13 protein-coding genes and 1 pseudogene are annotated in these 17,798 nt (G+C 70.3%); 1 reads left to right on the top strand and 13 read right to left on the bottom strand.

From position 1 onward, the window contains the following. Window positions 1-28 precede the first annotated feature (28 nt). The 13 genes and pseudogenes from RIC31_RS16290 to RIC31_RS16230 form a co-directional block, all read right to left on the bottom strand. Window positions 29-379, bottom strand: a pseudogene (locus RIC31_RS16290) (type III PLP-dependent enzyme); the annotation flags it as partial. Between the two features lie 87 nt (window positions 380-466). Beyond that, on the bottom strand, window positions 467-781 hold the full coding sequence (locus RIC31_RS16285) for a hypothetical protein (protein ID WP_350109845.1): 315 nt from the start codon (window positions 779-781) through the stop codon (window positions 467-469). Window positions 782-1,138: 357 nt separating this feature from the next. Further along, on the bottom strand, window positions 1,139-3,631 hold the full coding sequence (locus tag RIC31_RS16280; protein ID WP_350109842.1) for a tetratricopeptide repeat protein: 2,493 nt from the start codon (window positions 3,629-3,631) through the stop codon (window positions 1,139-1,141). Further along, entirely contained in the window at window positions 3,628-5,079 is a 1,452-nt protein-coding gene (locus RIC31_RS16275) for an alginate lyase family protein (RefSeq protein ID WP_350109839.1), read from the bottom strand. Before RIC31_RS16275 ends, RIC31_RS16280 begins: the two co-directional genes overlap by 4 nt. Before the next feature lie 15 nt (window positions 5,080-5,094). Further along, a complete protein-coding gene (locus RIC31_RS16270; protein WP_350109837.1) occupies window positions 5,095-5,991 on the bottom strand; it encodes a polysaccharide lyase in 897 nt (298 codons plus the stop codon). Between the two features lie 50 nt (window positions 5,992-6,041). Beyond that, window positions 6,042-7,421 carry a UDP-glucose dehydrogenase family protein gene (locus RIC31_RS16265; protein ID WP_350109834.1) on the bottom strand — a complete coding sequence of 460 codons (1,380 nt, stop codon included), beginning with the start codon at window positions 7,419-7,421 and terminating at the stop codon, window positions 6,042-6,044. A 78-nt stretch (window positions 7,422-7,499) separates the two neighbouring features. After that, entirely contained in the window at window positions 7,500-9,113 is a 1,614-nt protein-coding gene (locus RIC31_RS16260) for a PilZ domain-containing protein (protein ID WP_350109831.1), read from the bottom strand. A 43-nt stretch (window positions 9,114-9,156) separates the two neighbouring features. After that, entirely contained in the window at window positions 9,157-11,100 is a 1,944-nt protein-coding gene (locus RIC31_RS16255; RefSeq protein ID WP_350109828.1) for a glycosyltransferase, read from the bottom strand. A 433-nt stretch (window positions 11,101-11,533) separates the two neighbouring features. Further along, complete coding sequence (locus tag RIC31_RS16250) at window positions 11,534-12,931, bottom strand: dipeptidase (RefSeq protein ID WP_350109825.1); 1,398 nt, start codon at window positions 12,929-12,931, stop codon at window positions 11,534-11,536. After that, a complete protein-coding gene (locus tag RIC31_RS16245) occupies window positions 12,928-13,683 on the bottom strand; it encodes an SDR family NAD(P)-dependent oxidoreductase (protein ID WP_350109822.1) in 756 nt (251 codons plus the stop codon). The genes RIC31_RS16250 and RIC31_RS16245 overlap by 4 nt, the downstream gene beginning before the upstream one ends. Further along, complete coding sequence (locus RIC31_RS16240) at window positions 13,656-14,723, bottom strand: ketopantoate reductase family protein (RefSeq protein ID WP_350109819.1); 1,068 nt, start codon at window positions 14,721-14,723, stop codon at window positions 13,656-13,658. The genes RIC31_RS16245 and RIC31_RS16240 overlap by 28 nt, the downstream gene beginning before the upstream one ends. Further along, window positions 14,705-15,415 carry a creatininase family protein gene (locus RIC31_RS16235; RefSeq protein WP_350109816.1) on the bottom strand — a complete coding sequence of 237 codons (711 nt, stop codon included), beginning with the start codon at window positions 15,413-15,415 and terminating at the stop codon, window positions 14,705-14,707. The genes RIC31_RS16240 and RIC31_RS16235 overlap by 19 nt, the downstream gene beginning before the upstream one ends. Continuing rightward, a complete protein-coding gene (locus RIC31_RS16230; protein WP_350109814.1) occupies window positions 15,415-15,987 on the bottom strand; it encodes a MarR family winged helix-turn-helix transcriptional regulator in 573 nt (190 codons plus the stop codon). The genes RIC31_RS16235 and RIC31_RS16230 overlap by 1 nt, the downstream gene beginning before the upstream one ends. A 173-nt stretch (window positions 15,988-16,160) precedes the next feature. Between RIC31_RS16230 and RIC31_RS16225 the strand changes: the two genes are divergently transcribed. Continuing rightward, the gene (locus tag RIC31_RS16225; RefSeq protein ID WP_350109811.1) at window positions 16,161-17,765 is read left to right on the top strand and encodes an ABC transporter substrate-binding protein; all 1,605 of its coding nucleotides are present in this window, start codon (window positions 16,161-16,163) and stop codon (window positions 17,763-17,765) included. The last annotated feature ends 33 nt before the right edge of the window (window positions 17,766-17,798 follow it).

Below are 17,798 nucleotides of genomic sequence, written 5' to 3'. Positions count from 1 at the left end.
GTGCGGCTGAGCGGCCACACTCCGCTCCCTCGCCGTCGATCAGCAGCCGGCAGGACACGCCGGCGCCGGGCGCCCTGCGCGCAATCTTCCGGATCTCGCCGAGGCTGTCGAGGGCGAACCGGCCGATGCCGTCCGCGAAGGCCCCGGCCACCGCGCTCTCGCGCTTGACCGTGTTGCCGAATGAGAGGCGTCCGGCCGGGATCCCCAGGTCACGGCAGAGCCCTTTCTCACCCTCGCTTGCCAGGTCGAACCCGGCGGGTGCCGCGACGGCCTGCGGGGCGGGGTTCGCCTTGACCGCACAGCAGATCGTCGCACCGGGAAACAGCGCCCGAAGCGATCGGTACGTCGCCGCACGATCCCGAGGTCGGCGACGACGCAGGGTGTCGCCGGATTGTGCTCGGCGAGAAGGCGGTCGATCCGTCCCGGTGCCGTGTCCGTGCTGTCGGCCGTGTTCGGCATCGGGCTGTCAGTCGTTGCGCCGGACCGTCGGCCGGTAGAGTGGGTGCTGCTTGCTCGGGCCGGTATGCTCGACATCGATCGATCCGGTCAGCGCGCGGAGTGCAGTCAGTACGCGCTGCAGCTCCTCGCCGTTCCCGCCGGGCATGCCCTCCTCGAGCGCCACGGCGCGCTCCGCGGCGTCGTACTCCCAGCGCATCAGGATGTCGGCCTTCTGCCCCTGCGTCAGAGCCGGATCGGCGAGCACGTCCTCCGGTTGTCCGTAGCCGGCGAACCCGTCGGATGCGGACCTCCCGGTGTGCGGGTTGTCGGTACCTTCGGTCATCGGATGGTTCCCTCGCTGCGCATGCACGGCATCGGCCGCCACCTTGGGGTTGTTCCAGGCCGCTCGCCTTGATCGGGATCAAGCTGGTGGCTCAAGGTCAGCCATGACCGGGCGCCGCCTCGTCGGCCGCTCGTCGAAGCCTGCTCTGCTGGGACACGCCATGGGTGATCTGTGTCAATGCCCGGTCGGACCGGGCAGCAGGCCATCGCCAATCCGCCCGCGAACAACGCGGTCATCGAGCCCCCAACCAAACATACCGAACCCCTAGCCTCGCCACCCCGGCGGGGCTATTTGCGTTCGGACGTATCACGCAGGCGGCGCGCGCCGGCGGCGGCGCCGGGCCGCGACGGGGATGACCTATCCGGCTACCCCGTCGTCCTGCTCGATCTTCTCGACCGCGGCGGCCAGGGCATCCCCGAGGGTCGCGATGGTGGTCCTGTTCGGGGTGCTCAGAACCTGGCTCAGCCAAAGGACGGCCGCATCGGCGTTGGCCTCCGCGCCCTGGACGTCGAGGTAGGCCTTGGCGATTGAAACCAGGGCGCCGCGGTGACCGCTCTGGGCCGCCTGGAGGAGATACCGGGCGCCCGACTCGTAGTCGCGCGATACCAGTTCGCCTTCGAGATACAGCCGCCCCAGCACGGCCTGGGCGTAGGCATGGCCGTCGGCGGCGCTGCGCTTCAGCAGCGCGACCGCCCTCTCGGGACGCGGCTTGCCGCCGATGCCGTGCAGATAGGCGTTGGCCAGGGCCGTGCGCGCCTGGACATGGCCGCGATCGGCGGCCCGGCGCAGCCAGTCCACGCCGAGCGCCTCGTTCTTCTCGAGACCCTGGCCGTTGATGTAGGCCCGGCCGAGGATCACCATGGCGTAGACGTCGCCGTCGTCCGCCGCATTCTCGAGCCAGCGCCGGCCGCCCTCGGGTGCCGCCGAGGCGACGTCGCCTTCGAGAAGCGCCTCCCCGAGCACCCGCATCGCCTCGGTGTCGCCGGTCCGCGCCGCCTCCCGGATCAGTTCGAGCCCGCGCTTGGGCTGCGCCGGACCGGCGCTGCCGGACAGCAGCACCTTGCCGAGTTCCGCCTTGGCCGCCTGGTCGCCCAGTGCGACCGCCCGGTCGAGCCAGTCGAGCCCGGCCTTCGGGTCGCGCGCGACCCCCCGGCCGTCGAGATACATGGCCCCGAGCCGCCGCATGGCGTCGGACCGCCCGCGCTGGGCGGATCGGCGATACCAGTCCGCCGCCGTGGCCAGGTCCCTGCGGCCGGCGGTGCCGTTCTCATAGGTCTCGCCGAGCACCCACATCGCGTAGTCGTCGCCGGCAGCCGCGGCGTCGCGCAGCAGGGCCATGCCACGCTGCCGGTCGGGCCCGTCACCGAGCAGGTAGGCCTGCCCGAGCGGGACCTTCGCGTCGGCGTCGCCGCTTGCGACCGCCCGTTCGAGCCAGTTGATGCCGCGCCGCCGGTCCAAGCCGAGATAACCGCCTTCCAGGTTCATCCGGCCGATCTTCGAATAGACGCTCTTCGTGCCGGACCGCGCCGCCATCCGGTAGTATCTCAGGGCCATCCCGCGATCGCCGCCGTCGCCGACGACCCCGTCCTCGTAGGCGTCGCCGAGCGCCTCGGCGCTCTCGCCGTCGCCGGCCTCGGCTTCGGTCTTCAGCAGCGCGACGGCGCGCTGGATCTCTTCTTCGTTGAGCGGGCCGTCCAGCAACAGACGGCCGAGATCGCGGTTGGCGCTCTGGTGACCGAGCGCCGCCGCCGTCTCGAACCATCGGACGGCCTCGGCGCGGTTGCGCGCGACCCCGGCTCCGTCCCGGTAGGCGCGGGCGAGATAGATCGCCGAGCCGGGATCGTCCTGTTGCGCGGCCTGCCGGTGCCAGCCGAAGGCCTGCTGCAGGTCCTTCGGGACACCGACCCCTTCGGCGTAGGCATTGCCGAGGATCGATTGCGCGCTGCTGTCGCCGGCCTGCGCGCTCGCGCGGAGCATGGCGAGCCCCTTCTGTGGCTCGGCCGGGACGCCGTCGCCGCGCAGCAGGGCGAGGCCATAGACGGTGCGCGACCGCTGGTGGTCCAGGGCCGCCGCCCGCTGGCGCCAACGATTGGCTTTCGCCGGGTCGGCGGCGACCAGCTCTCCGTCCTCGTAGAGCCGGGCCAGGTTCGCCATCGCGTAGGCCTCGCCCTGGGCTGCCTCGGCCTCCAGCAATCGGACTCCTTCGGCGACATGGAAGGCGGCGGTCTCCTCGCTCACGGTGCCGAAGGCACCGCCCCGGTGGAGCCTGGCCAGACGCAGGTGGGCGTCCGGATCGCCCGCGGCCGCGGCGCGGTCATAGAGCTCGCGCGCCTTGTCGAGATCGGCCGGCACGCCGTCACCGGTCTCGTACAGCTCGGCAAGCGGCTCGGCGGCCGCCTCGTGCGGCGTGACGGTTTCCTGCGGATCGAGTGCGAGCTGGAAATACCTGGCGGCCCGCGCGGGATCGCGCGGGATACCGGCGCCGCCGAGGTAGAGGCGTCCCAGCTCGTAATAGGCATGCCCACGGCGGCGGGAGACGTCGGCGGCGGCCCGCTCCAGGTACTCCACGGCCTTGGCCGGGTCCCTCTCGACCCCGAGGCCCCGGGCGTAGGCCCGTCCGAGCTCGTACTCGCCCTGCGGATAGCCCCGGTCGGCGAGGCTGCGGAAGATCGGCAGGGCCTGGTCGTAGCGACCGTGGTCGGCCAGAGCCTCGCCCTCCTTGTATTCGGCCTTCAGCGACTCCGGCAGCTTCCAGTACCCGCCGCCCGGCTGGGCGCAGGACTGGACCAGGGCGACAGCGGTTCCGGCGGCAAACGCGAGAACGATGCGCCGCGCTGGGGAGCGGGTCATTGGTGGTCTCCTTCGTGAACGAGTTCGGGATCGGGGATGCCGGTCTTGGCGTCGGCCCCCTTCGCGAGCGCGCGCAACCGCTCCTCGCAGAACCGCCGCCACGCGGTATCGCGCTCGTCGCGCCACTGCGGGTGCTTGGCGCAGTAGTCCGGATCAAGCCGGAACGACCGGTCGGCGAGCGAGGCGACCTCGGTGCGCTCCTCGCTCTCGCTCGGCCGGTAGAAATACAGCGTGAGGAAGCCACCGGCGCTGCGGTTGTAGATCGGCCGCCGCGTGCGGGCCAGGCGGTCGATCCGCTCCGACGGGAACCGGTTGCCGTACAGCTCCATCCACCCGAAATACTGCGGGTCCTCCATGAACCACAGGTCCTGGATGGTGCCGGTCCGACGTCCGACTCCCTCGGGATCCTCGAGGGCGGCGAGATCGAACTCGACGGCGTCGTGGATGGTATGCCCGCCGACCTCGAGCTCGTAGATCGGATAGCCCTGCCGCTCGACCAGCTCCATGATCGTGACGAGGTAGAGCACCGCGTAGTTCTGGTAGTGGATCAGGCGAGAGCCGCGCATCAGCTCGCGCGGCAGGCTGCCATCCGGGTTCATCTCGTGCAGCGCCGAGTACAGCGCGCTCACGCCGTACCGGAACAGGTCGTCGTCATCGGTCACGATGCCGATGATCGTGGCGTGCAGGGCTCGCCTGTAGAAATGGTTGTTGCAGCAGGACAGCGCCGTGGTCTTGAACGAGATGTGGCGCTCCGAGGCCTTGCGCAGCCATGCCTCGATCCGTCGGGCGCGCTCGGGATCGGTGGCATGGACGTGGTCGCGAACCGTGGCGTAGGCGAAGCCGGCGGCGAACAGCGACGACTCGACGCCGAACCAGGCCTGCGGGCTGACCGGCTTGTATTCGAAGTGCAGAAAGCCCTCGCCCTCGGCCCAGCGGTCCAGCATCCGCGACAGGCAGTCGGCGTAGTAGTCGTCGCCGGACACCACGTAGTGACCCGACAGCCTGGAGATCGCGTCCTCGAACTTGAACAGCGGTTCGGCTGCCAGCCGCCAGGAATCCGGCTGCGGATAGAAGCCCGGGAGGGAGAACCTCTCGTTGATCACCGGCAGTTCGAGGGCCGACCGGCAGCTCATGCCGATGCTCAGCCCGGAGACCTCGGCCCGGATCATCGGCGACGACGCCTGCCGCAGCCATCGCCGGCGCGCCCCGACGTCGAAGAACCCGGCCGTCGGATCGGTCACCGTGTAGCCCGAGAGATCGAGACGGGAACGTTCCGCCGGATCCATGAGCTGCTCCTGCAGCTTCGGGTCCTCGAGATACGCCTGATCGGTCGGGTCCGCCGCCCATGCCGGCGCGGCCAGCACCGCCTGCGCGAGCGCGCCGAGCCCGGCCGCCGCGACCCCTGCCAGGCGGCCGGCCCGATATGCTGTCTGGTCGCCATCCCGCATCCGAGAAGCCTCCTGTCACTCGTTCGGGGAGCCGTAGAGCCGGAAGTCCGAGAACCAGGCGTGCTGGTCCTTCGGGCTCTTCCAGCTCTTGCTGCTGCCACCGAAGAAGGTGCTGAACATCAGGCCGTCGACCTTGCCTCCCGGGACCGTCCGGTAGACCAGGTCGGCCTGCTCGACCACCGGCTCGCCGTCGACCCAGACCCGGACGATGCCGTTCGCCGAGCCAGGGTCGTTCAGCACCACCTCCTGCTCGACCGTCACGGCTTCCCCGGGCTCGAACGTCCAGTGGCCGCGGCCGATGCTGGCCCCGTATTTGCCCCGCTTGTTCGCGACATAGGCATAGACCTCGCCCTCGCCGTCGCGGCGCCACATGAGGCGTGTCGAGAAGCCGCTGTCGCCGGCCACAGGATCGCCGCCGGACGGAGCCTCGCCGCCGAACAGGCCCGGCAGCTTGCCGCCCTTGCGAAACTCGAAGCCGTCCTCGAAGCGGACCCGATAACGCAGGCACGCCCGCTCGAGACCGCCCGGTGCCAGCGGCGCTACGAACCCCGCACCGCCGACTGGCTGGTCCTCGGAGGACGGGTTGATCGAGCCTTTCGGATACCGGACCCTCAACTCGACCCCGCCGCCGGGCGCGGCGACGGTATCGGCATTCTGCTCGACCCCCCAGAGTTGCCCGAGGCCCGGAACACGCTCGCGCAGCGCATCGCGAAGCGCCGGTCCGCCAAGCCCGGGTCGAAGCTCGAGCGACGCCACCAGCGGGTACCGACCCGAGCAGGGCGCGAGGCTCGCGGCGGGCCGGCCGGCCTTGTTGGCCAGTCGCGGGTAGTCGCCGGCCGTCACCGGTCCCGCCCAGGCGGCCATGAGGCCGGCGACCGCAAGCCCGATCCCTGCCGCGAGCCAGGAGGCCATTCGGAGCCGGCCCGCTCCGACCGGCCCGATCGGGACTCGATGGAACCGCATCATTCTGCCGCCTGCACGGCGGTGCGGGCCCGTCGGATCGCCGTCATACGCTCGACGGGAGCCGCTCCGCGGACCTCGCTGCGGCCGACGCCGAAGACCGAGAAGCCGGCGGCGGTCGCCGCCGCGATGTCGAGCGCATTGCGCAGGTCGACCAGCACGCGACCCGTCATCAGGCCCGCCGCCTCGACGAGGTCCATGGCCTTGTACTCGGGCCAGTCGGTCAGCAGGACCGCGACGTCGGCACCGTCCAGAGCCTTCCGAAGGTCGGCGCAGAACACCGGTCCCTCGATCTGCTCGCGCGCCCGCATCAGCCCGGCCGGGTCGTGGGCCCGGACCTCGCGCGCCAGCTTCGCCAGTTCGGGCACGACCACCAGGCTCGGCGAGTCCCGGAGGTCGTCGGTGCCGGCCTTGAAGGTCAGCCCGAGGACCGCCACCCGCAGACCGGCCAGCGACCCGCCGCTGGCTTCGACGACCCGCTCGACCAGATGCAGCTTGCGGGCCTCGTTGGCATGAATCGCCGCCGCCACCACACGCTGGCGGACCCCCAGCGCCTCGGACGTCTTTACGAAAGCCTGGGTGTCCTTGGGGAAGCAGGAGCCGCCGAAGCCCGGCCCGGCCTTCAGGAAATCCGGGCCGATCCGGTGATCGAGGCCGATGGCATGGGCGACCGCGTCGACGCTGCCGCCGGTCGACTCGCAGAGATCCGCGACCTCGTTGATGAAGGCGATCTTGGTGGCCAGGAAGCTGTTGGCCGCATATTTGGCGATCTCGGCGGTCGATCGGTCGACCACCAGGACCGGCACCCCGGCGGCCTCGATCGGGGCGTAGATCTCGCGCAGGACCTCGGCAGCCCGCCTGTCGTCGACGCCGAGCACGACCCGGTCGGGATGCGTGAAGTCGTGGATCGCGGCACCTTCGCGCAGGAACTCGGGGTTCGAGGCCACGGCGAAGTCGGCTTCCGGGGCTGCCCGGCGCATCAGCGTCTCGATCCGGGAGCTGGTCCCGACCGGAACGGTGGACTTGGTGGCGACCACCGTGAAGCCGCACAACAGCGGCGCGATCGTCGCGGCACTCGCCATGATCGCCGACAGATCGGCCTGCCCGTCGCTCGACCGTGGCGGCGTGCCGACCGCGATGAAGACGGCATCGGCGTCCGGGATCGCGAACTCGTAGCGCGTGGTAAAACTCAAGCGCCCGGCCGCGCAGGCCCGTTCGACGATCGCGTCCAGACCCGGCTCGTAGATCGGGATGACGCCGGCCTTCAGGGCGTCGATCTTGTCGCTGTCGGTGTCCAGGCAGGTGACGTCGATCCCGAGATCCGCAAAACATGCGCCCGTCACGAGCCCGACATAGCCGGTGCCGACGATGGTGACTTTCATCTCTCTGTCTCCCGAGTCATTCGGTTCGTTTCGAAATGGCGCCGGCGGCCGTACCGCCGGCCGGTTCGGACTTCTGTGCTATCGCCGGGAAATCCGGTCGTGCGACCGGCCAAGGTCGGATGTCTCCAGCGTGGTATCGGCCGCGCCGCTCTCGCTGCCCCGCCCGCCGGCGCCGCCCTCGACCAGGGTGGCCAGCTGCCCGGCCGCCTCGACGCCGGTGGCCCACGCCGCCTGGAGACGATCCCGCCAGTGCTCGAACTGCGTGGAGACGTCGGAGAACGTCACCTCGACCGGGGCGCCGACGCCGACGCCGCTGAGCGGACGTTCCGGGGCGATCAGCAGGGTGGCCTTGGAGAGGTCCTGGCGGACCCAGCGCGGGAAGCCGGCGCGCGGGCGACGGCTGCCCTCGACGCTCAGATCGACGACCCGCCCCCAGGCGGTCTCGCCGGTGTCCGGCGAATAGATGCTGGCCCGTTGGGTCTTCGACAGCCGCGGTACGGCGGCCATCGGAATCTGCGCCTCGACCAGGAGCTCGCTCTCGTCGCGCGGGACCAGCGAATAGACCTTCTCGCCGGTCTCGACCCACGCCTCGCCGGTGCCGCCGCGCGCCCAGTGAACGATGCAGTCGCACGGGCTGTACAAGGTGTTCTCGCGAACCCGGGTGTCCAGGGCCTTGACCTTGGCGCGTTGCAGGTTGGTCTGGGCCTTCAACTGGTCGAGCCGCTTCTCCACCGTCAGGATCTGCACCAGGTTCAGGCCACCGTCCTGGTCGCCCTGGCCGAGCGACGCGTTGATGGTGTCGCTTGCCTCCCGGCTGCCGCCGTTCTCCAGCGCCTCGCTCAGCGCCGCGATCAGGGTCTCGTTGTAGCCGAGGGTGGCCCGCGCCATCGCCAGGTCCGCGGTCAGCTCGACGTTCCGGATGCGCCCGAGCGGCTGGTCCCGGCTGACGGTCGTGCCGGGGGCCAGGCCGTCGCCGGAGAAACGGCCCTCGCCGGGCGCATGCACGTCGATACGGGCGGCCGTGGTCGCCGCGAACGGCGAGCGGATGACAAACAGCGAGTCGTACACGGCAAGGCCGGCGAACCCGCAGATCAGCACCGCCGCGAGGCCGATCCCGACGACCCGCCGCACGCGTCCGTGCCGGCGCGCCAGCGAACTCGGATCGGCCACGGCGTTCGGGTTCTGCCGCACCCGCCGGGCGACCTGCCCGTCGGTGGAACTCAGGACGCCGTCCAGGCTCACCAGGTTGCCTGCCAGATGAGCGGTCAGCAGCCGGCGCAGCAACGCCCGCTCCTGGTCCTCCATGTCGAGGATCTCGAAGCCGGCGATCTGCGTCCCGCCGGCCCCCGTCGTGTGCCGCAGTCCGGCAGTCAGCGGGAGGTGCAGCCGGAACCCCTTGAATGCGAAGACCATGTGCAGGGCCTGCGGCTCACGCGAGTCGTCCTGCAGCGGCCCGCGGACGGCGAACCCGCTGACCGAGAAGTCGTGGCCTTCGTACTTGCCGTGCTTGCACAGCACCCGGAACGGCACCTGGACGCGGACGTGCCGGCGCTCGTCGCGCCGTTCATGCAGCAGGTTGTCCTGCCATGCCGCCTCTCGTTGGGCGGGGTCCCCCGGAGTCTGCACGAAGCCCGGCTCGACCTTGCGGTCGGGTCCGTCGTCCCCTGCGGGCGTCTTGCGTCGGTCGTGCATGGATGATCACTCCTCGATGGATTGCTGGTTGCCCGAGCACTCGTCAGTCGGGGCGCCGGCCGCCAGGGGAGGCGGCGTTGCCCGCGCTCGCGGTCGTCTCTACCGTCAGCCCGCGCAAGGTGATCGCATCGGGCCGGCCGATCGTGCATGGCCCCGGCACCGGCCCGGAGCGCGGGCACCAGATGCTTGCCCGGCCGGCGGCGTCGGCAGGCGGCGACAGGGCGACGACCGTCTCCGAGCCGTGTCCCAGGAGCACCCGCCCGGGGCGCAGCGACGCGATGTCCCGGTCCAGGCGGAAGGTCCCTCGTCGCATCGCCAGGGTCTGTCCTTCCGGCAGCCGGACCAGGGCCTGCCGCAGCCATCCGCCGTCGCCCTCCGGCGGATGGGCGAAGCTCTCCGCGAAGCTCGTACTGATCGTGGCCACGCTCGGAAGCCCGACGGCACCCGAATAGAACAGCAGCAGCGAGACAAAGCCGGCCACGGTCAGCGCGTGCAACGAGGTGCTGAACTCACGCGTCCCGGCGGCGGCGGCCGAGCCGCCGATCTCCTGGCGCGTCCATTTCTGGCGGTTGAGGCGGAACGACACGAACGTCTTGATCAGCCCGCCGAGCACCTGGTTGAAGAACAGCAGGAACGGCCAATGCGGGGCCCAGCGGTGGCGCAGCATGCCGCCCAGTACGATCGTCAGAATCGTCCTGGTGCCGCCGATCCACAGCGCATAGACCAGCAGGAACTCGGGGCCGTAGGCGATCGACAGGATAATGGCCAGGACCGGCCCGACCTGCGACGTCCACATCGACAGCTTCTGGTCGACCAGGCACCACCAGGTGAACAGGCCGATGGCCCGCGGCCCCAGGCCGATCGCCCGGTCGCTGGTCCGCAGCATGTTCCCGTACCAGCGCTTCAGCAGGGCGACCGCCCCCGCCAGCAGGGTGCTGCTGGGCAGTTCCTCGAAGCTGTCGGCCCGCGCGTCGGGCACGTAGATCATTCCCCAGCCGCGCTTCAGCAGCCAGTACCAGGTCGACTTGTCGTCGCCGCTCAGGAACCGTATCCGCCCGAGCCGCCAGTGCTCGATGGCGTCGTGCTCGAGCTGCTCGATGAAGCTTGGGTCGGTCGCCAGCTCGGCCTTGATCACGCTGAAGCGGCCGGTCAGGACCAGCAGGCGGCCCGACAGCGACATCGACGACATCAGCAGGTGCCGCTGCGCGAACCGCAGATCGTACCATTCGCGCGCCCAGCTGCCGCCGGTGGTGATGCCGCGGTTGTCGGTGGTCGCGGCCCCCATGTTCGGATGGCTCTGCAGGACCGGCAGTACCTGCGAGAGCGCGCCGTCGCGCAGCAAGACATCGCCGTCCATGAAGATGCATACGGAGTGGTCGTCCGGCAGCCGACGCGAAATCGCGCGCAGCGCCTCGGCCATGGCCGGCCGCTTTCCGGTTCCCTCCTGGAACATGAACACGACCTCGACATGAGCGGGCAGCCCGACGTCGTCGGCGACCTGCCGCAGGACGTCGACGTCGGTCTGGTGGCTGACCGCCGCGATCACCGTCGCCGGCTGGCCGTAGTTGCTCAGTTCCCGGAACAAGGCGGCGTAGACCGGCCAAGTGACACCGGGATCGATCGCATAGGACGTGACCAGGCAGTAGACGTGGCTGGCCTTCGCGACGTTCGCGGCGTCGACGGCGCTGCGGATCTTCGGGAACCTGAACCGCAGGTAGGTCCATGCGCGCACGGCGTGAACAGACCACCAGGAGTAGCGCCAGACCCCGATGATCCCGATGCTGAGCAGGAAGGTGTCGCCGAGCGGGTCGAAGACGTCGGCCGGGACCAGAACCAGCAGCATCGCCAGTACCGACGCCAGCACGCAGGTCATCAGGAAGCGGGCGCCGGCGGGGGCGGTGGTCGGACGCCACGACGGAACCGGCACCGACGGGACGCGACATGAAGCGCCGCGCCCACCCGCCAGCACGGGCTGTGGGATGCTCATTCACTGCTCCTGGGACTTGCTTTCGGAAGGCCTTGGCCGCCGGGGACGGCGGCGACCCGGCTCAGGTCATCCGGCCGGGAAGCGGCTTACCCGACTGCGGACGCCACCTGCCGCGGACCGGCCGCCGCCCCCGTCAACGGTCACCGGTCGAGCCGAAGGCGATTGCGAACCCGCAGGTGAAAACTCTCGAAAGGTCGATCGGCGGTTTCGGGCCATTGCAGATCTCCTGGCAAAGGCACTGCGACACTTCGCGGTGCGCGCTGCCCCGTCGCCAGTGAAGACCGTCTGCGGCGTCTGCCATTCCCCGGGCCCGACGCGCCGGCCGGGGCTGTTGCGAATCTGCAACAGGTCGCCGACCGCTCCGGTACAGCCCGCTAGGATCGTGTCTCCGGAGGGCGGTGCAGCCGGAAGGCCGGAACATTGAGAGCCGGGGCTACCGCCGGTACGCCCGAAAGGCCTGTGGGGTGAGCGCGCCGAGGTGCCGCAAGACCGAGACCCAGGCCGCGAAGCCGTCGTCGAAGGCCGACAGCCGGATGAACTCGTTCGGCGCGTGGAAATCCTCGTCGGCGGTGGAGAACGAGAACATCACCGTGTCGATCCCGAGGCGCGCGCGCACGATGTCGGAGAGCGGCAGGGTGGCGCCGTTGCGGACGCGCAGCGGCACCCGGCCGGTGGTGTCCTCCAGGGCCGCCTCGGCCGCCAGCAGCAGCGGATGGGCGTCCGGCACCAGATAGGCGGCGGACGGATGACCCTCGCGGACCGTCAGGGTGGCGCCGGGCGGACACTGCCCGCGGAGATGCCGGACGACGGCGGCGGTGACCGCCGCCGGATCCTGCCCGGGCACCAGGCGCATCGACAGTTTCGCGTGAGCGGTGTTCGGTATGACCGTCTTGCCGCCGGCGCCGGTATAGCCGCCCCACAGCCCGTTGGCGTCGATGGTCGGCCGGTACCAGAGGCGTTCCAGCGTCGCGTAGCCCGGCTCGCCGGCCGGTGCGGTGCCGAGGTCGGCGTAGTAGGCGTCGTCGTCGAACGGGATCGCCGCGAGCGAGCGCTTCTCCCCGGCCGACGGCGCCGCGACCCCGTCCAGGAAGCCCGCGACCGCCGGCGTGCCGTCGCCGTGGTGCAGGCCGGCGATCAGCCGGGCCGCCACGTGCAGGGCATTCGGGACCACGCCGCCATAGCGGCCGGAATGCAGGTCCTTCACCGCGGTGGTGACGGTGAACTCGAGGGCGGCGATGCCGCGCGACCCGACCGCGATGCTCGGGATGTCGGCCCGCCAGCGCCCGCCGTCGGCCGACAGCACGGCGTCGGCCGCCAGCCGGTCCCGGTGCGCCTCCAGGATGGCGCCGAGGGTGGCGCTGCCGATCTCCTCCTCACCCTCCAGCAGGATCTTCACGTTCACCGGCAGCCGGCCCTCGACCGCCAGGAACGCCGCCAGGGTCTCGATCGCGATCGACGACGGACCCTTGTCGTCGGAGATCCCGCGGCCGTACAGGCGGCCGTCGCGCGGCGTCATCTCGAAGGGTGGGCTGTGCCACAGCTCGACCGGGTCCGGCGGCTGCACGTCGTAGTGGCCGTAGACCAGGATCGTCGGCTTGCCGGGGGCGCCGAGCCACTCGCCGTAGACCGCAGGATGACCGCCGGCCTCCAGCAGCCCGACATTGCCGAAGCCGGCTGCACCCAGGCGGTCCAGCAGGATCGAGCGGGCCTCGGCCATGCCGTCGGCGTAGGCGGGGTCGGTGCTGACCGAGCGGGCCGCCACCAGTACCCCGAGCCGGGCCAGGATCGTCGGGCGGTCTGCGGTCAGCCGGGCGACGACCGGGTCGCTCACGACCGGCCTCCGTCGACCGAGAGGATCTGGCCGGTGATCCAGGCGGCCGGGTCGGACGCCAGGAACAGGGCGGCCGCGGCGATGTCCTCGGCGGTGCCGAGCCGCCTTGTGTGAATGCCGTCGACCAGCCGCTTCTGGCCTTCCGGACCGTAGCTGTCCCACTGCCGCTCGGTCGCCGGGTTCGACCGCACGAAGCCGGGTGCCACCGAGTTCACGGTGATTCCGAACGGCCCGAGTTCCCAGGCCAGCTGTTTGGTCAGCCCGACCAGGGCGTGCTTGGCTGCCGAGTACGCCTGGATGCCGGTCAGGCTGGGCCGGAGCCCGGCGCCCGAAGAGATCGTGACGATCCGGCCATATCCCGCCTGCTTCATGACCGGGGCGGCGGCCTGGGCGAGCCAGAAGGCGCCGTCGACGTTGGACTGGAAGATCTTGCGCCAGTCGTCCGGCGTGATCTCCTCGATCGGCCGTCCGACCTGGCCGCGCACGCCGCCGGCGGCCAGCGCCAGCGCGTCCAGCCGGCCGCGCATGGCAACGACGTTGCCGACCAGGCCGTGCGCCGCCTCGCGGTCGCCCAGGTCGACAACGTGGTACTCGCAGCCGAGCTCGGCGGCCGTTCGGGCGAGGCCGTCGCCGTCCATGTCGGCGAGGTGCACGACCGCGCCGGCATCCTTGAAGCCGCGGGCGATGGCGCGGCCGATGCCCTGGGCGGCGCCGGTGACCAGGACTACGCGGTCGTCGAAGCGGATCTGCATGTGTCGATCAGGACCTGGAGGGTGTCGCGGGAAAGCGGGCGGCGGCCGTCCTCGACGTCGTGCACGAGGTCGACCAGGGTGCGGATCGCCGGGACGTCGACCCCTACCTCGGCGGCGACCTCGGCGATCACGGCGATCTGCACGTCGACCTCGGTCCGGCGCTTGCGCACCGCCAGGTCGCGCCAGACCCCGGAATGGGTCTTGGCGGTCTTCGAGGTGTAATCGGCGAGCGCGGCGATGCAGGCGCGGGCCGCGGCGTCCGGCGCGCCCGGCAGGAAGGCGTCGGGGTCGAATCCCGAAAAGCCGCGCGGCTTCACGCCCTTGGCGACGGCCACCGCCATCACCTCGCGACCGAGCCGCAGCCAGGCGTCGGTGCGCTCGGGGTCGGCGAAGTTGGCCGACATCGAGTCGTCGGTCAGCGCGGTGGCGAACAGCATGGCGCCGTAGCCGAGCTTGCCCCAGAGATAGGACCAGATGTCGTCGGTCAGCTCGGCGTCCGGCTCGAAGACCTGGGCCAGCCGGTGCATCTCGCGGGTGCGGTCCCGGACCGGGCCGGCGGCCTCGCCGACCACGAAGGCGCCGCGGTTGCCGTACAGGATCCGGCCCGGGCCGTGCCAGTCGGCGCCGAAGTTGACGAAGCAGCCCATGGTGCGGGCCTCGCCGATGCGGCGCGCGATGATGATCTCGTTCAGGCCGTTCTGGGCCGACAGCACGAAGCCGTCGGCCGCCAGATGCGGCGCCAGCCGCTCGGTCGCGGCGGCGGTGTGGTGCGCCTTGACCGCCAGCACGATGCGCGAGTAGGTGCCTTCCAGCTCGTCCGGGGTGACCGCCGGGATCACCTGGGTGAACTCCTCGATCGGTCCCTCGATGGCAAGCCCGGTCGTCCGGCAGGCCTCGACGTGCTCCGGCACGATGTCGACCAAGGTCACGTCGATGCCGGCGCGCGCCCAGTAGGCGCCGAGCGTGCCGCCGATGGCGCCGGCGCCCCAGATCAGGATCGGCCCGGACGGGGTCGAGTCGGTCACGATCGGGTCGGCCATGGTCCCTCCAGTGCCTCACGGGTCTCCTCGACGCCGGCCTTCCACAGCGCCAGCATGTCCTCGTCCGGCTTCTGCCAGGCGCCGCCGAAGTTGCCGTCGCCGAGCAGCGCGCGGGCGGCATCCGGGGCGCAGGCCTTGAGCAGTCCGACGTCGACCATCGGCTTCACCCCGTCGGGCGCCGGTGCATGGTCCAGCCGGGTCCAGGGGAAGTTCTCCAGCCAGCTGGCGTGGCTGCCGAGAGGATCGATGCGCTGCACCTCGGCCCAGGTCCGCGGGGCGTTCCACCACTGGTGCCAGCGGATCGACATCTCCGGCCACTCCGCCATCAGCTCCTGGGCCAGCGCCGCGACCGGCTGGTTGCCGCCATGGCCGTTGACCAGCAGCACGCGCCGGAAGCCGCTGCGCCGGAACGAGGCGATCAGGTCGCGGGCGACCGCCAGCAGGGTCTCGACCCGCAAGGTCACCGAGCCGGGATAGGCCGCGAAATACGGCGCGATGCCGAACGGGATCGCCGGATAGACCGGCACGCCGAGCGGCTCGGCGGCCTCGACCGCGACACGCTCGGCCAGGATCATGTCGACGCAGAGCGAGAGCTGGGCGTGCTGCTCGGTCGAGCCGATCGGCAGCACGCAGCGATCGTCGTCCTGCAGATACCGCTCGATCTGCATCCAGTTGCTGTCGGCGATGCGCATCAGTCGGGATCCTCCGGGTCGTCCTGGTCGTCGATCTCGATCGCCCAGTTCGGGGTGTCGATCACGATCTTCGCGAGCAGATTGGACAGGGTGTCGCGCTCGCCCGGCGACAGCGACTGCAGCATGCGCTCCTCGAACGCCACGAACTGCTGGAGCGTCTGCTCGAACATCCGCCGGCCGGCCGGCAGCAGGTGCAGGGTCTGGTTGCGTCGGTCCGTCTCGTCGACGCGGCGCTCGATCAGGCCGAGGCCGCTGAGCTTGTCGATCGCCCGGCTGAGCGTGTTCTTGGGGAAGCCCGACGAGTAGCTGATGTCGCGGGCAAGCGCGCCGTCGAGCAGGCCGAGTGAGTAGATCACCACGAACTCCGGCCGGCTGAGCCCGGTGTGCCGCTTGATCCAGCCGTAAAGCGGCGCGTTGTAGCGCAGCGCGATGTGGTTGAACCGAAACGCGAACCAGCACGGGTTCCGCCAGAGCTTCGCCTCGGTGAGGGCCTCCAGCCCCGTGGATCCGTGCGGGATCTTCAGGGGAACGATTTCGGCATCCTCCCGGGGACGCTTGTTCTGTTGGGTCATTGGTGCCCGATTAGTTCCATTTCGAACTTGACGCGGAAATTCTCGCCTCACAATCTGGTGAAAACAAGTTCCAAATGGAATTTTTGTGGTCCACTCCTGGAAGTGGGCCGAACGGGGCGGAGGGTCGCTGTCGGAATGGCGGTGCTCCGAAATCAGGGACAAGGAGGCACAGCATGACACTTGTGAAAATGCTCAGGGCCGGCGCCTTCGCGGTTGCGCTCGGGGTGGCCGCGACGGGCGCGACGATCGCCACCGCTTCCGCGCAGACGCTGACGGTCGGCGTGCGCGGCGGACCGGAATCGATGGATCCGCACTATTCGGCGCTCGGCGTCCACGCCGACGCCATGAAGCACATCTTCGACACCCTGGTGTGGTCGGGCGACAACCTGCAGATCGAGCCGGGCCTGGCGGAGTCCTGGAAGCCGCTGGACGACACCACCTGGGAGTTCAAGCTCCGCAAGGGCGTGAAGTTCCACGACGGTTCCGACTTCACCGCCGAGGACGTGAAGTTCTCGATCGAGCGGATTCCGGTGGTGACCGGCCCGACCACGCTGCTGATCTACGTCCGGCGCGTGAAGGAGGTCGTGATCGTCGATCCCCACACCGTCCACATGAAGACCGACGGGCCGGCGGCGACCCTGCCGAACGACTTCGTCCGGCTGTTCATCGTGTCGCACAAGGCGGCGGCCGCCTATTCGACCAAGGAGACCGCGCCCGACGGCTTCAACTCGGGCAAGGCCACGATCGGCACCGGCCCGTACAAATACGTCTCGTGGGAGCCGAAGGGCGACCTGGTGCTGGCGCGCAACGACGGCTACTGGCGCGGCAAGGGTCCATGGGAGAAGGTCGTCCGCAAGGAGATGCCGAACGACTCGTCCCGCCTGGCGGCGCTGAAGGCCGGTCAGGTCGACCTGGTCAACTACGTGTCGTCGGCCGACTGGCAGGCCCTGAAGCGCGATCCCAAGATCGACACCTTCCTGGCCGACAGCGTCTACGTGATGAACCTGCAGCTCGACCAGCGCGAGCAGACCCCGAAGGTCTACGACCTCGACGGCAAGCCGCTGGCCAAGAACCCGCTGCGCGACCCGAAGGTGCGTGAGGCGCTCGACCTCGCGATCGACCGCCAGACCATGGTCGAGGTCGTGCTGGAGGGCCTGGGCACGCCGAACAACCAGCTGATGCCGAAGGGCTTCTTCGGCTGGAGCGCGAAGGTGCCGGCACGCAGCCCGGACCCGAAGAAGGGCAAGGCGCTGCTCGCCGAGGCCGGCTATCCGAACGGCTTCCAGATGGACCTCTACTGCACCAGCGACCGGTTGCCGGGCGACGGCGCGATCTGCCAGGGCCTCGGCCAGATGTTCGCGCAGATCGGCATCAAGACCAACGTCAACGCGATCTCGCGCTCGGTCTACTTCCCGGCCCAGGCGAAGAAGGAATACTCCATCTTCATGAACGGCTGGGGCACGTTGACCGGCGAGGCCTCCTACACCCTCGGCTCGATGGCGCATTCGCCGGCACCGGAGCTGAAGCTCGGGGCGTTCAACCGCATCGAGTACAGCAACCCGAAGGTGGACGAGCTGCTGCAGGCGGCCGGCAGGGAGCTCGACGACGCCAAGCGCAAGGCGCTCTACGAGCAGGCCATGGACCTGATCATGGCCGACCGCGCCTACATCTCGATCGTCACGCTGCAGACGGTCTGGGCGGCCGACAAGGGCAAGCTCAGGATGTCGCCGCGCAACGACGAGGACACGCTGGCCTTCTTCATCACCCCGGCCAAGTAGGCCGCCGCCAGCCGAACGACCGCGTGGGCCGGA

The organism is Thalassobaculum sp. (assembly GCF_040219615.1).
Lineage (GTDB): Bacteria > Pseudomonadota > Alphaproteobacteria > Thalassobaculales > Thalassobaculaceae > Thalassobaculum_A.
This window is presented reverse-complemented; position numbering and strand designations above follow the sequence as displayed.